The 12,816-nt window shown below is 64.5% G+C and carries 17 protein-coding genes; 7 read left to right on the forward strand and 10 right to left on the reverse strand.

Going from position 1 to position 12,816, the window contains the following annotated elements; translation table 11 throughout:
* Positions 1-10: 10 nt before the first annotated feature.
* From PCS43_RS14440 to mrf, 9 genes are all read right to left on the reverse strand, one after another.
* On the reverse strand, positions 11-187 hold the full coding sequence (locus PCS43_RS14440; RefSeq protein ID WP_209909586.1) for a hypothetical protein: 177 nt from the start codon (positions 185-187) through the stop codon (positions 11-13).
* A gap of 6 nt (positions 188-193) precedes the next feature.
* Positions 194-691 (reverse strand): MogA/MoaB family molybdenum cofactor biosynthesis protein, encoded by a 498-nt coding sequence (locus PCS43_RS14445; RefSeq protein WP_176720912.1) that lies wholly within the window; start codon positions 689-691, stop codon positions 194-196.
* 80 nt (positions 692-771) lie between these two features.
* Positions 772-2,274 carry a S1C family serine protease gene (locus PCS43_RS14450; RefSeq protein ID WP_232509058.1) on the reverse strand — a complete coding sequence of 501 codons (1,503 nt, stop codon included), beginning with the start codon at positions 2,272-2,274 and terminating at the stop codon, positions 772-774.
* A gap of 226 nt (positions 2,275-2,500) precedes the next feature.
* Entirely contained in the window at positions 2,501-3,880 is a 1,380-nt protein-coding gene (locus PCS43_RS14455) for a HAMP domain-containing sensor histidine kinase (protein ID WP_020908630.1), read from the reverse strand.
* 65 nt (positions 3,881-3,945) lie between these two features.
* Positions 3,946-4,632, reverse strand: a complete 687-nt coding sequence (locus PCS43_RS14460; protein WP_003946387.1) for a response regulator transcription factor — start codon at positions 4,630-4,632, stop codon at positions 3,946-3,948.
* A 70-nt stretch (positions 4,633-4,702) separates the two neighbouring features.
* Positions 4,703-5,314, reverse strand: coding sequence for a trimeric intracellular cation channel family protein (locus PCS43_RS14465; RefSeq protein WP_003946409.1), 612 nt, complete (start codon positions 5,312-5,314; stop codon positions 4,703-4,705).
* 18 nt (positions 5,315-5,332) lie between these two features.
* Entirely contained in the window at positions 5,333-5,506 is a 174-nt protein-coding gene (gene rpmF / locus PCS43_RS14470; RefSeq protein ID WP_007727540.1) for a 50S ribosomal protein L32, read from the reverse strand.
* Complete coding sequence (locus tag PCS43_RS14475; RefSeq protein WP_003946367.1) at positions 5,506-5,760, reverse strand: type B 50S ribosomal protein L31; 255 nt, start codon at positions 5,758-5,760, stop codon at positions 5,506-5,508. Before PCS43_RS14475 ends, rpmF begins: the two co-directional genes overlap by 1 nt.
* Positions 5,757-7,010, reverse strand: a complete 1,254-nt coding sequence (gene mrf, locus PCS43_RS14480; RefSeq protein ID WP_082900782.1) for a ribosome hibernation factor-recruiting GTPase MRF — start codon at positions 7,008-7,010, stop codon at positions 5,757-5,759. The genes PCS43_RS14475 and mrf overlap by 4 nt, the downstream gene beginning before the upstream one ends.
* A 104-nt stretch (positions 7,011-7,114) precedes the next feature.
* Between mrf and rpmB the strand changes: the two genes are divergently transcribed.
* The 7 genes from rpmB to PCS43_RS14515 all read left to right on the forward strand — a co-directional run bounded on the left by rpmB (position 7,115) and on the right by PCS43_RS14515 (position 11,162).
* The gene (rpmB, locus tag PCS43_RS14485) at positions 7,115-7,351 is read left to right on the forward strand and encodes a 50S ribosomal protein L28 (RefSeq protein WP_003946346.1); all 237 of its coding nucleotides are present in this window, start codon (positions 7,115-7,117) and stop codon (positions 7,349-7,351) included.
* 4 nt (positions 7,352-7,355) lie between these two features.
* Positions 7,356-7,520, forward strand: a complete 165-nt coding sequence (gene rpmG / locus PCS43_RS14490) for a 50S ribosomal protein L33 (RefSeq protein ID WP_003946358.1) — start codon at positions 7,356-7,358, stop codon at positions 7,518-7,520.
* A 2-nt stretch (positions 7,521-7,522) separates the two neighbouring features.
* Positions 7,523-7,828 carry a 30S ribosomal protein S14 gene (gene rpsN, locus PCS43_RS14495; RefSeq protein ID WP_003946379.1) on the forward strand — a complete coding sequence of 102 codons (306 nt, stop codon included), beginning with the start codon at positions 7,523-7,525 and terminating at the stop codon, positions 7,826-7,828.
* Positions 7,829-7,837: 9 nt separating this feature from the next.
* Entirely contained in the window at positions 7,838-8,095 is a 258-nt protein-coding gene (gene rpsR / locus PCS43_RS14500; RefSeq protein ID WP_003946414.1) for a 30S ribosomal protein S18, read from the forward strand.
* 130 nt (positions 8,096-8,225) lie between these two features.
* On the forward strand, positions 8,226-9,164 hold the full coding sequence (locus PCS43_RS14505) for an AEC family transporter (RefSeq protein ID WP_054828132.1): 939 nt from the start codon (positions 8,226-8,228) through the stop codon (positions 9,162-9,164).
* A 19-nt stretch (positions 9,165-9,183) separates the two neighbouring features.
* Positions 9,184-9,648, forward strand: coding sequence for a hypothetical protein (locus tag PCS43_RS14510; protein ID WP_037132827.1), 465 nt, complete (start codon positions 9,184-9,186; stop codon positions 9,646-9,648).
* A gap of 152 nt (positions 9,649-9,800) precedes the next feature.
* Positions 9,801-11,162 carry a flavin monoamine oxidase family protein gene (locus tag PCS43_RS14515; protein ID WP_063315957.1) on the forward strand — a complete coding sequence of 454 codons (1,362 nt, stop codon included), beginning with the start codon at positions 9,801-9,803 and terminating at the stop codon, positions 11,160-11,162.
* A 36-nt stretch (positions 11,163-11,198) separates the two neighbouring features.
* On the opposite strand, the gene PCS43_RS14520 is transcribed toward PCS43_RS14515, so the two are convergent.
* A complete protein-coding gene (locus PCS43_RS14520; RefSeq protein ID WP_209909590.1) occupies positions 11,199-12,716 on the reverse strand; it encodes a PucR family transcriptional regulator in 1,518 nt (505 codons plus the stop codon).
* Positions 12,717-12,816: the final 100 nt, after the last annotated feature.

Below are 12,816 nucleotides of genomic sequence, written 5' to 3' on the forward strand. Positions count from 1 at the left end.
GATTTACTTCTCAACCGCCGTGGTGCGGGGGCCGCTGACTGCGCAGCCAGTCGTCGTCCGAGGACCGCGAGGATCCCTCGGGACCCCGCTCGTCCGACGTCATCTCGGGAAAGACGTCCCCGAAGATGCGCGCCAGGCGCTTCTTGTCGACTGACGGCTTCTTCGGGGTATCTGGTTGCTCCGACAAGCTGTCTCAGCCCTCGAGGCTGGAGAGCTCGGCGATCACGTGACTCGCCAAAGCCGTCAGGGTTGCCATGCCGTCGCGAATTGCCGGCCTGGTCGACGCCAGATTGGCGACCACGGTGCTTCCCGAAACTCCGACGAGGCCGCGGGACAAGCCTGCTTCGAGCGATCCGGCCGAAAGACCGGAAGCACGAAGTGCTTCGGCAATTCCCGGGATCTCGCGATCGAGAACCTCAGCGGTCACGTCAGGAGTGACGTCACGCGGGGATACCCCGGTACCGCCGACCGAGATGACGAGGTCGACGCCACCGATGACTGCGGTGTTGAGAGCGTTGCGGATCTCCACTTCGTCGGCGGCGACGGCGACCGTCGCATCGACGAGAAAACCCGCTTCGTTCAGCAGTTCCGTGACCAGTGGACCGATGGAGTCGGTGTTGTCGCCGTGGGCTGTGCGATCGTCGACGATGACGACCAGAGCGCGGCCGGCCGATGTGGCTTCGAGTTCCATGACTCCTACCGTAGTGTCCGATCCCGACGCCGTTGCGATCTGGCCGAAGATCGGGTCGATCGTCTGCTGATCGCCGAACATCATCGACCGCCCTGCGCTGCCGCGGTTCCCAACGTGACGTCGACGGTCTTGGTCTGCCCGCCGTCGCTGTACGTGATCGAGACCTTGTCGCCGGGAGCATGTGAACGCACTGCCGCGATCAGCGAATCACCATCTGCGACAACACGATCGTCGACCTTGGTGATGACTGCACCCTTCGGGATACCGGCCTTGGCGGCCGGCCCGTCAGCAGTGACATCCATGACGGTTGCGCCGTCGGCGTTGTCCTGCGACGGCACGGTCACGCCGATCATGGCCTGAGTCGCCTTGCCGGTCTTGATCAGTTCGTCGGCGACGCGGCGTGCCTGATCGATCGGGATGGCGAAACCGAGGCCGATCGAACCGCCTTGGGTACCCGACGACGCTCCGAGCGAGGCGATCGCCGTGTTGATGCCGATCAGCTGGCCGTCCATGTTGACGAGGGCGCCACCGGAGTTGCCGGGGTTGATCGCTGCGTCGGTCTGCAGAGCGTCGATGACGGTGTTCTGGTTGCCGGACTCGCCGCTCGTGGACACCGGGCGATCGAGTGCGGAGATGATGCCTTCGGTGACCGTGCCGGCCAGGCCGAGTGGGGACCCGACGGCAACCACCTGCTGTCCGACCTGGACGTCGCCGGAGTTGCCGAGATCGATGGGGGTGAGGTCGTTGCGACCGTCGACCTTGATGACGGCGATGTCGGAGACGGGGTCGGCACCGACCAGAGTGGCCGAGGCCTTGGTTCCGTCGGAGAACGCAACGCGAAGTTGCGCTCCCTGTGCGCCGGCAACGTGGTTGTTGGTCAGGATCAGACCGTCGGAGGACAGGATGACACCGGAGCCCTCACCGCCCTGTCCCTGCGCGGTGGCTACCTCGATCTGCACGACGCTCGGCACGACCTTCGAGGCAACGGCCTGAACCGAGCCGGCGGGAGCGTTGGACGTGTTGGTCGCAGTGGGCTTCGGAGCGTTCAGAGAGTTGGTGACCGTCGCGGTTCCACCGTTGCGGTCCGCGACGACGGCGCCGACCACGCCACCGACACCACCACTGACCAGGACCAGGGCGAGAGCGCCGGCAACCAGCGCCATGCGTCCCGACTTCGGCTTTGTGGTGGTCGAACCGGAGTTCGGCCCCTGCAGCGGTGCGGGGATCTGGTTGTGGCCGCCGCCCGGGCCGTTCGGACCGCCGGGGCCACCAGGGTTGGGTGCGCCGTACGGGGCGCTCTGCTGGTACGCGGCCTCATGGGCACCGTGCGGGTGGCCGAAGGCCTGCGTGGGCTGCTGCTGCGCCTGCCCGAAGGCTTCGGTGGGCCGGCCTTCAGTGGGTCGGGCTTCGGCGGGTCGGGCAAAGGATTCGGTCGGCTGGTACGGCTGCTGAGGCGCCTGCCCCTGAGGCTGCTGCGGCGGCACGGGAGGCTGTGCCTGAGGTGCCGTCGGCTGCGCCTGGGTGGTGGGTTCGCTGTTGGGCTGCTCGGGCCGGGTCGGCCCGACGTTACGGTCCTCGGTCATCGGCTCGCTTTCGTCTACGGTGACCACCGGACGGGCAGTCACAACTGTTCTGCCGACAATGCTGCCTTGCGCTGCTGAGAAGGCGCTGAGACGTGCCTGTCACTTTACCCAGAGTTCGACGTGAAAAACCGGTGTTGTCGGTTCGGCCCGAAAGACTTTCGGGCCGAACGCATTAAGCCGTGACGTCAGTCACCGAAGCGAGGGACCAACGGGTCTACAGAACACGCTACTCGGCACTCGGCCCCGGTTCACCGGGAAGCACGATACGAACAAGCGCTCCCCCACGATCGGATTCGTCGATCGCGATGGTGCCGCCGTGCTTGACGACGACCTGACGCACAATCGCAAGTCCCAGACCCGATCCCGGCATCGAACGTGCCGCAGTCGACCGGTAGAAACGATCGAACACCAACTCCCGATCCTCCTCCGGAATGCCAGGTCCCGCATCACTTACGGTCAATTCCAACAATCCTTGACCCACCGGTCGCATTTCGACGCGTACCTGTTCGCCCTTCGGACTCCACTTCGCAGCGTTGTCGAGGACGTTCAGCACGGCACGCGACAGGCCCGCTTGATCTCCGTAGACGTACCACGGAGTGGTGACCGCCTCGAACTCGATTTCGTTGCGCCTGCGCCGCGCTCGTTCGAGCGCACGCTCGACGACGTCGCTGACGTCGACGCGCTCGTACACGGTTTCGGGTGCGTCTTCACGGGCCAGGTCGACGAGGTCGCCGACCAGAGTCGAGAGTTCCTCGATCTGCGCGACGACGTCGGCACGAAGTTCTGCCATGTCCTCGTCGGGAATCTGCGGCGCACCGGGGCGACTTGACGCGATCAGCAATTCCATGTTGGTGCGCAACGAAGTCAACGGCGTCCGCAACTCGTGTCCGGCGTCCGCGACGAGGCGCGACTGACGCTCACGGGACTCGGCGAGCGCCCGCAGCATCGTGTTGAAACTCTCTGTCAGGCGCGCCAATTCGTCGCTGCCGGTAACGGGGATCTGCGTCAGATCGTCGGTCCGAGCGACTCGTTCGGTGGCGGCAGTCAGCCTAGCGATGGGCCGTAAACCGGTGCGGCCCACGGTAGTACCCGCCACCGCAGCCAGGATGACACCACACCCACCGACCACGAAGAGCACCCAGGCCAGCCGATCCAGTACCGCAACGGTCGGCGCGAGCCGCTGACCAATCACCAAAGTGCTTCCGTCATGCGTCCGTTGAGCAAGCACTCGCTGGCCGTCGACGGTTCGCAGCGAAGAATCCGATTCACCACGCGCAACGGCATCTTCGGCTTCGCCGATCGGCACGTCGGAACCGGGCGGCTGGTACGTGCTCAGGTCCGAGAAGATCAGGGCCACACTGATGTCGGTGGTGTACAGCGTCGCACCGGAGATGTAGCGAGGATCGAATCGCACGACATTGCTGTCGATGAGCACCGCTGCCCTGGTACGCAACTGGTGATCGACGTCCGCGTAGAGCGCACGCGAAACCACCGCGTAGGCAGCGATCGCCATGACTGCGACGGCAATGGCCACCACCGACGCGGCGAGCAGCGTCACACGCCAACGCAATGACACCGAACGGGTCAGTGGCATCGGCGGGCGCATTTCGACGGACGCTTGGGTGGTGGAGGATTTCTTCGGTTCGGCGTTCTTGCCGAACGGAGCGGTGATCACGGAGGCGTCTCCCGCAGGACGTAGCCGACTCCGCGGACGGTGTGGATCAACCTCGGTTCGCCGTCGGCTTCCGTCTTGCGACGCAGGTAGCCGACATACACCTCGAGGGCATTGCCGGACGTCGGGAAGTCGTATCCCCACACTTCTTCGAGAATGCGTCCACGGGTCAGCACGCGGCGTGGGTTGGCCATGAGCATTTCGAGGAGGGAGAACTCGGTGCGCGTCAGGCTGATCGATCGTTCGCCGCGCTTGACCTCACGGGTGACCGGGTCGAGGGTGAGGTCCTCGAACGCCATCATTTCGGAATCGGCGTCCAGATCGGGCGCGGTGCGGCGAAGTAGTGCACGCAACCTGGCAAGCAACTCTTCCAAAGCGAAGGGCTTGGGCAGGTAGTCGTCCGCTCCGGCATCGAGACCGGCCACTCGCTCGCTGACCGAATCGCGGGCGGTGAGCACGAGGATGGGCAGGTCGTCGCCGGCACTGCGAAGACGACGGCACACTTCGAGTCCGTCGAGTCGCGGCATCATGACGTCGAGCACGACGGCGTCGGGCCGGTTGGCGAGGATCTTCTCGAGTGCGTCGAGCCCGTCGACCGCGAGCTCGACCGTGTAGCCGTTGAAGCTGAGCGACCGCCGAAGCGACTCGCGAACCGCCCGGTCGTCGTCGACCACCAAAATACGCATACCGACAGTTTGGACTGAAGTGCTGAGATGCGGCTGAGAGGGTCCGATTCCGGCCTCCGGCGTGTCGCGGTCAGTCCCGGGTTCGCCTCGGCCCGGGCAGGCTCCAATGACGCCATAACGCAAGCAGTCTGAACACCGCGGCGAACGCTGTGCCGCACACCAGCGCGGCGTTGGTGGACAGTCCGGCTTGCGAGACTGTGACCACCAACGCAGCGCCGAGCAGTGCGGGAACCGCGTACAGGTCCTTGTGCAGGAGCAGTGGCACCTCGTTGACGAGAACGTCGCGGATCACGCCGCCGCCGATCGCCGCGGTCGCACCGATCAACGTCGCCGCCAGCGAACTGGCGTTGTTGTCCAGCGCGATGACGGCGCCGGTGCTCGCGAACAAGCCCATCCCCAGTGCGTCGAGCGCCAGGATTTCACGACGCAGTCGATTGAGCGGCTCGTGGAGGTAGAACACGGCGAGTGAGGTGGCGGCGGCCGTTCCGAAGTACGGCCAACTGCTCAGAGAGCTGGGCGGATGGACGCCGAGGAGAACGTCGCGGACGATACCGCCGCCGATGCCGGTGAACACACCCACCGAGCACACCCCGAAGATGTCGAGTCGCTTGGTGACGCCCACCAGGGCACCCGAGGCCGCGAACGCCACGATGCCCACCAGTTCGAGGATCCTCAGCAGCACCGGCCAAGGATCGCACGGTCAGATGCGGCTCGGGTCGATCACCCCGAGCCGAACTGCTTTGACCAGTCGCCGAGGCACCCGGTGGGTCTGGCCGAAGGCCGTGACCTCGACCAGATCGGGCGCCGTCGCCTTCCACTGGGCACGACGGCTGCGCGTGTTGGAACGGGACATCTTCCGCTTGGGAACGGCCATCAGAGTGCCTTGCGCTTTCCGTAGCGCCGCTCGAACTTCTCGACGCGTCCGGCGGTGTCCATCACACGTTGCGCTCCGGTCCAGAACGGGTGAGAGTCGCTCGTGACGTCGACGACCAGCAGCGGGTACGTGCCACCATCTTCCCATTCGACGGTGCGCTCACTCGTCACGGTCGATCGGGTCAGGAAGCTCTTGCCGGTGCTGGCGTCCTGGAAGACCACCGGGTGGTAGTCGGGGTGCATCTGCTTCTTCATTCGTTTCCCTCTCGCGTTGATTCGGTTTCGGCATAAGGTGATTCGGATTCGTCACACGGGTCTTCGTGAAACTCGCCGAACGGGTCTTCCCACGTTGCCCACGACGATTCGTCCGCCAATTCGTCGTCGGTGACCAAGGCGTGCTGCAGTGTTCGGTCGATCTCGAGCGGGTTCGCACCGCATGTGAGAACGACCATCGAGGTGTCGCGATCACCGAAACGCTCGTCCCATTTCAGGGCCGCGAGTGCACGGCGTTCAGCTGGAACGCGGTCTCGTTCCTCCGGCGTCATCGCGGCAAGCCAGGTGTCCGCGCTCGCAACCCGCAAGCCACCGCCGGCCGATTCGAGCCAGAGCGCTTCACCCGGTTGCGTTGCCACCCAGACTCGTCCGCGGGAGTACACGACGCCTTCGAGCAGGACGTCGATCGCCTCGTGCAGACGACCGGGGTGGAACGGCCGGTTCGCGGTGAACTCGACGAGCATCACTCCGCCGTCGTCGTCGAGCGGCGGCTGGCGACGCAACAGCGGTGAGTGAGCGTCGGCCAGTTCACCGCGTCGCGCATCCGCAGGCACCTCGAGGAGCAGCGCCTCGATGTCGTCTCCCTCATCGAAGACGGGTACCCGTGGAGAGATGCGCGCGAGAACCGCGTTCAAGCGGGACCGCTGCCAGCCGTCGAGCGCATCGGACCCGCGTAGGACGAGCGCGTCGGCGAAGTCGACCTGCCCGACGACGACCTGAGCCAGGGTGCGGTCGTCGTCGAGGGCTTCGTCGCCGGTGGCGTCTGCCAGCCAGGTCGCCGCGTCGATGCACGTCACGACGGCATCGACGCGGACGTCCCGCTGCGCCGGTCCGTCCAGTTGGCCGACGACGCCGGTCACGACGACGTGCTCGATCGCCCAGCACAGCGCCTCGGGCTCGAGTTGCCGGTCCAACAGCAACACGATCCGCTGCACCGAACTGTGCGAGTGAAGCCGGCGCAGGAGCGGCAGCAAGTCTTCGCGCAGGGTGCAGGAGACGCAGCCGTGCGCGAGCTCGAGGATCGTCTCGCGCTCGGACACAGTGCCGGCAGACCCGGCACTCCCGGTCATCGAGGTGACCGTCCGCCGGACCACCCCTTCACGGACGTGGCTCAGGTCGTGGTGGACCAGAACAGTTCCGGTCCGCAGCAACGCTCGTGCGGTGTGTGGGGTGGATTCGCTCATGCCGGCGACCAGGACCAGCGGAGTCCTGCCGTCCAAGATCGTGTTCACAGCGGGCCTTTCTGGGAATGATTGTCATTACCGAGGTTGAACGGTACATTGATCTCACCGCATTGTCGAAAATGATTGTCATCTGCAAGTTGAAAGGAACACCCATGTCGGCTCACTGCCAAGTGACCGGACGTGTGCCGGGGTTCGGAAAATCCGTCTCGCACTCTCACAAGCGTTCGAACCGTCGCTGGAACCCGAACATCCAGCGCAAGACCTACCTCCTGCCCAGCGAGGGGCGTCGCATCACACTCACGCTCTCGACCAAGGGCATCAAGACGATCGACCGCGACGGCATCGAATCCGTCGTCGCCCGGATCCGCGCGCGCGGCGAGAAGGTCTGAGCAGATGGCACGCAACGAGATCCGCCCGATCGTGAAACTCAAGTCCACCGCGGGCACCGGGTACACGTACGTGACCCGCAAGAACCGTCGTAACGACCCCGATCGACTCGTACTGAAGAAGTACGACCCGGTGCTGCGAAAGCACGTCGATTTCCGAGAAGAGAAGTAGGCATGGCCAAGAAGTCGAAGATCGCGAAGAACAACCAGCGACGGGTCGTCGTCGAGCGGTACGCGGAGCAGCGGTCCGCTCTCAAGGAGACGATCCGCTCCCCGAAAAGCTCGGCAGAGGAGCGCGCGAAGGCCCAAGCGACCCTGCAACGTCTACCACGCGACGCCAGTCCGGTACGATTGCGCAATCGAGACGCTGCGGATGGACGTCCGCGCGGCCACCTGCGGAAGTTCGGGCTCTCCCGGATTCGCGTGCGAGAAATGGCGCACCGTGGGGAACTGCCTGGCGTACACAAGTCGAGCTGGTAAGGAAGTCGGATGGCAGTCAAGCGTTCACCGTCGAAGAAGCCACGCCCCGTAGAGGGTCGTAAGCCCAAGAAGAACCCGTTGTTCGCAGCGAAGATCACGCATGTCGATTACAAGGACATCAACTTGCTTCGCACGTTCATCTCGGACCGCGGCAAGATCCGCAGCCGTCGCGTCACGGGCCTGACCCCGCAGCAGCAGCGTCAGGTCGCCGTTGCAGTGAAGAACGCACGCGAAATGGCGTTGCTCCCCTTCACCGCCGCCCGGTAGTCATACGTGCTCGGTAGTCACACGTAGAAGTACCGAAGAGGTCGCGCAGTCACTCGACTGCGCGGCCTTTTTGTTGCCCTGACTAAGATTTTCCCGAAGTCGTTCATTCCAGTCGAGAGGTGCCCGCAGCGTGTCGGGAGTTGTTGCGGGTTTCACCGTAATTTTTGTTGTCATCGCGGTCGGGTATCTCCTCGGCCGTCTCGGCACCCTCGGTAGCCAAGGACAGTTCGTTCTCGGTCGACTCGTCTTCTTCGTCGCGACGCCTGCCCTGCTGTTCACCACCCTCGCGTCGTCTGATCTTTCGGTGATCTTCTCGCCGACGCTCGCCGTTGCGTCGGCTACTGCCTTTGCCGTCGGCGCTCTGTACGTCGTCGTCGCAAAGATCTGGCTCAACCGGCCGCTACCCGAACTGACCATCGGCGCGCTGTCGGCTTCGTACGTGAATTCAGCCAACCTCGGAATCCCGATCGCGGTGTTCGTGCTCGGCGATGCCACGTTCGTCGCGCCGCTCCTGCTCTTCCAGATCGTCGTGTACTCCCCGATCGCCTTGACGATCCTCGATCTGACGGCCCTTCGCGGCACGGATGCCGAGAAGCTCTCGTTGATCGACACCGTCACCGCCCCGTTCAAGAATCCGATCGTGCTCGCGGGCGCTGCGGGGTTGATCGTCGCGTTGATCGGTTGGGTACCGCCCCGGCCGCTGATGCAGCCTTTCGAATTGATCGGCGCGACGTCGGTACCCGGTGCGCTGTTGGCATTCGGGCTCTCGCTCTACGGCGTGCGGGTGCTGGAGAAAGGCTCGAGTCCACGCCGCGACGTCGCGCTGGCGTCGACGCTCAAGATCGTGGTCCAACCTGTGCTGGCCTATCTGATGGCGCATTTCCTCCTCGGCATCGACGGTCATCAGTTGTTCGCCATCGTGGTCGTCTCGACGTTGCCGACGGCGCAGAACGTCTTCATCTACGCAAGCCGCTATCGGCGCGGAATGGTCCTCGCCCGAGACAGTGCCTTTGTCACCACTTTGGCGTCAATTCCGGCAATTGCGCTGGTCACAGCGCTACTCGCTTGAGCAGGGTTACGGTGGATTCATGCGTGTACTAACCCTCGCCGTTCTGGCCTGCCTTGCTGTGGCCGGATGCTCCGTCGGGGCCCAGACCACGGGGCCGGTTGCCGCACCGAATCCGATGGCGGCCAACGAAGCAAGTCCCGCCGACTGGTCGCTCGGAACCCCCGTTCCCGACGAGGTCGACGACAGCGAGATGGGCACGGAGTTCGACAGCCGCACCGACATCGTGGGTGCGACGGCCACGATGTTCGAATCGTGGTCCGAGGTCGACGATCACACGGTGGCCGTCCACTTCGTGACCGGCACTCCGGAGTGCTACGGCGCGTACGCAACCGTCGAAGAGACCGATACGACGGTGATCGTCACGCTCCGAACCGGGGCACTGCCCGAGGCCGCGGACAAGATGTGCATTCTGGTTGCCGTGTTCGGCAGCTTGGATGTCCCGCTGAGCCGACCACTCGGCGATCGTCACGTCGTCAACGGCTAGCCGCGCCTAAACGGCACAAGTTCGACGATCGAACACTCCGTTTCGTCAGGTGTGGTGTGCGTCTCCTCGGGACAGACTGAAAACCGACACCCGTTCACTCGCTCGTCGGCAGCTTTCGACTCGAGCGGTGCTCAACATGAAGGAGCTCGCAAGTGCCTACTCTCCAGAGAGACGTTGCAATCGTCGGCGCCGGCCCCTCTGGCCTGGCAGCTGCAACCGCGCTGCGCAAGGCCGGTTTGACCGTCGCTGTGATCGAAGCGCGCGACCGCGTCGGCGGCCGCACGTGGACCGACACCATCGACGGAGCAGTTCTGGAAATCGGCGGCCAGTGGGTCTCCCCCGACCAGACCGCCCTGATCGCCTTGCTCGACGAACTCGGCCTGAAAACTTTCGAGCGCTACCGCGAGGGCGAGTCCGTCTACATCTCGTCGGCAGGTGAGCGGACGCAGTACACGGGCGATTCCTTCCCCACGAACGACACCACGAAGAAGGAGATGGACCGTCTCATCGACGAGATGGACGATCTCGCAGCACAGATCGGCGCCGAGGAACCGTGGGCACATCCCCTCGCCCGCGATCTCGACACAGTCTCCTTCAAGCAGTGGCTGATCAATCAGTCCGACGACGCCGAGGCACGTGACAACATCGGTCTTTTCATTGCCGGTGGCATGCTCACCAAGCCCGCCCACTCGTTCTCTGCCCTGCAGGCCGTACTCATGGCCGCTTCCGCAGGCTCGTTCTCCCATCTCGTCGACGAGGACTTCATCCTCGACAAGCGAGTGATCGGCGGAATGCAGCAGGTATCGATCCGCATGGCAGAGGCCCTCGGCGACGACGTCTTCCTCAACGCACCCGTGCGTACGGTGCAGTGGAACGAATCCGGTGCAACGGTGTTGGCGGACGGCGATGTTCGCGTCGAGGCAAGCCGAGTGATCCTGGCCGTACCGCCCAACCTCTACTCCCGGATCTCGTACGATCCCCCGCTGCCGCGTCGTCAGCACCAGATGCACCAGCACCAGTCCCTCGGCCTCGTCATCAAGGTTCACGCGGTGTACGAGACGCCTTTCTGGCGCGAAGACGGCCTCTCCGGCACCGGCTTCGGCGCGTCCGAGGTAGTGCAGGAGGTGTACGACAACACCAACCACGAGGACGATCGCGGCACCCTGGTCGCTTTCGTCTCCGACGAGAAGGCCGACGCGATGTTCGAGCTTTCCGTCGAGGAGCGTAAGGCCACGATTCTGGCCTCACTTGCCCGCTATCTCGGCCCGAAGGCCGAAGAGCCGGTTGTGTACTACGAATCCGACTGGGGCTCGGAGGAATGGACCCGCGGTGCGTACGCAGCGAGCTTCGACCTCGGAGGCCTGCACCGCTACGGCGCGGATTCCCGCACGCCCGTCGGCCCGATTCACTTCTCGTGCTCCGACATTGCGGCCGAGGGGTACCAGCACGTCGACGGTGCCGTTCGGATGGGTCAGCGAACCGCAGCCGACATCATCGCTCGCAGCAAGGCCTGACGGCCGCTTTGCCAAGTCTCGATCATTGCCCGGCAGTCACGATTGCCGGGCAATGATCGAGAGCAGTAGTTCGGCCCGAACCCTGGCCACTTCCAGCCGACAGTCGATCAGGCTCTCCACCTTCGCCATTCGGCTCCGCAGTGTGTGCCGGTGAACGCCCATCGTGATGGCGGCCGCTTCCCAGTGTCCGTTGGCCTCGAGAAATGCCCGCAGCGACGCCAGCAGTTCGGTGCCGTTGTCACGGTCGTAGTCCTCGATCGGTGTGATCATCGTTTCCGCCAGCGTGTTGAGCACTTCACGCGTCGAATCGAAAGACAGCAGCACACTTCCGGTCAGAGCTGCGAATTCCAAAGGCTCGCCACCGATTTCGGCCGCCGACGCACACAGCTGGGACTGTTCGACGGCGACCGCCAGCGCAGCGACCACCCGTCGCGCGCTCAAGCCGACACGAAGCGCGCGAAGATCCGACCTCGATACCCCGCCGAGCAGCTCTCGGGCGAACTCGACGTCGTCGGTTCCACGCAGCAGCACCGTGACGCGAGTGTCGTTGATCCGCGAGAACAACTGCCGCCCCGCCTTGTTCATGAACTCGGCAATCTCGGCTCCGACGCGTCCCGCTACGTCGGACGTGTCGGCAAGAACTGTCAATCCTCGGATCATTCCCTCGCCGTCGGCTGCCTGCCTGATCTGTTGCCACGCCGGCGCCGGGTCGCGATCCTCGGTGAGCAGCAGCCCGAGGGCGTGCGCATTCAACTGATCCTGAGTAGCACGCAGACGCGCAGGTTTCTCGAAGTCCAACGCCAACAACGAGTTCGCGTGACCGAGCAGTATCTGATCGACGTAGCTGAGCGCCGAAGCACTGATCACCGCCAGGTATCCGTACGGCGTTCGCCCGACGCTGATCTGCTGCACCGCGATCGACGCTCCAGACCTTGCGAGCGTCACGCTACTGGAGGCACCGCCGCCGAGAGTTGCTCGCAGTTCGTCGATCACGTCGTCCGTCGGCAGTTGAGGTGAGCTCTCGAGAACTCTTCCGGCGACGTCGAGAAGAAGCACCGTCGCCGAAGTCGCGATCGCCAGTTCACGCACGGTCGCAGCCGTTCCGCCGGAAATGACGGCACGCGTCATCCGCGGTTGCGCCCGCGACGCCCGGAGGACAGCTTCATATTCCTGCTCTGCCAACCGGCTCATTACGCGCTTGACGACGGCAGCAAAAGGCGTCGGCAGCGGCACCTCGATCAGCGGGAGTCCGATCTCGTCGGCGACGGCCACCAGATCGGCCGGGACCTCGGGGTACGAGAGCCCGGTTCCGAATCCCACCGCCGCCACACCTGCCGCGTCGAGCATTCGGAGATAGCGGCCGCGCTTTTGCTGAGTGGACGGCAATCGGATGCCGGTGGTGAGGATGAATTCGCCGCCGGTCAACCACCGGAAAGGGTCGAGCAACTCCGTGGCGTGCGCAAATGTGATTTCGCGACCGACGCCCTGGGCGCCGCCTTTGAGTTCCAGCGCGAGGTCCGGCTGCGCCAACATCCACCGCACAGCGATCGTCATGGGCTGGACTGTACAACTCGGTGCGTCGGCGATCAAAGATTTCACCTTTTTGGCAGCTGCCTTTACTTGTGAGTCAGCGCACACTTGCTCACACACGCCC

This window comes from Rhodococcus sp. C-2, assembly GCF_027854095.1.
GTDB lineage: Bacteria > Actinomycetota > Actinomycetes > Mycobacteriales > Mycobacteriaceae > Rhodococcus_F > Rhodococcus_F qingshengii.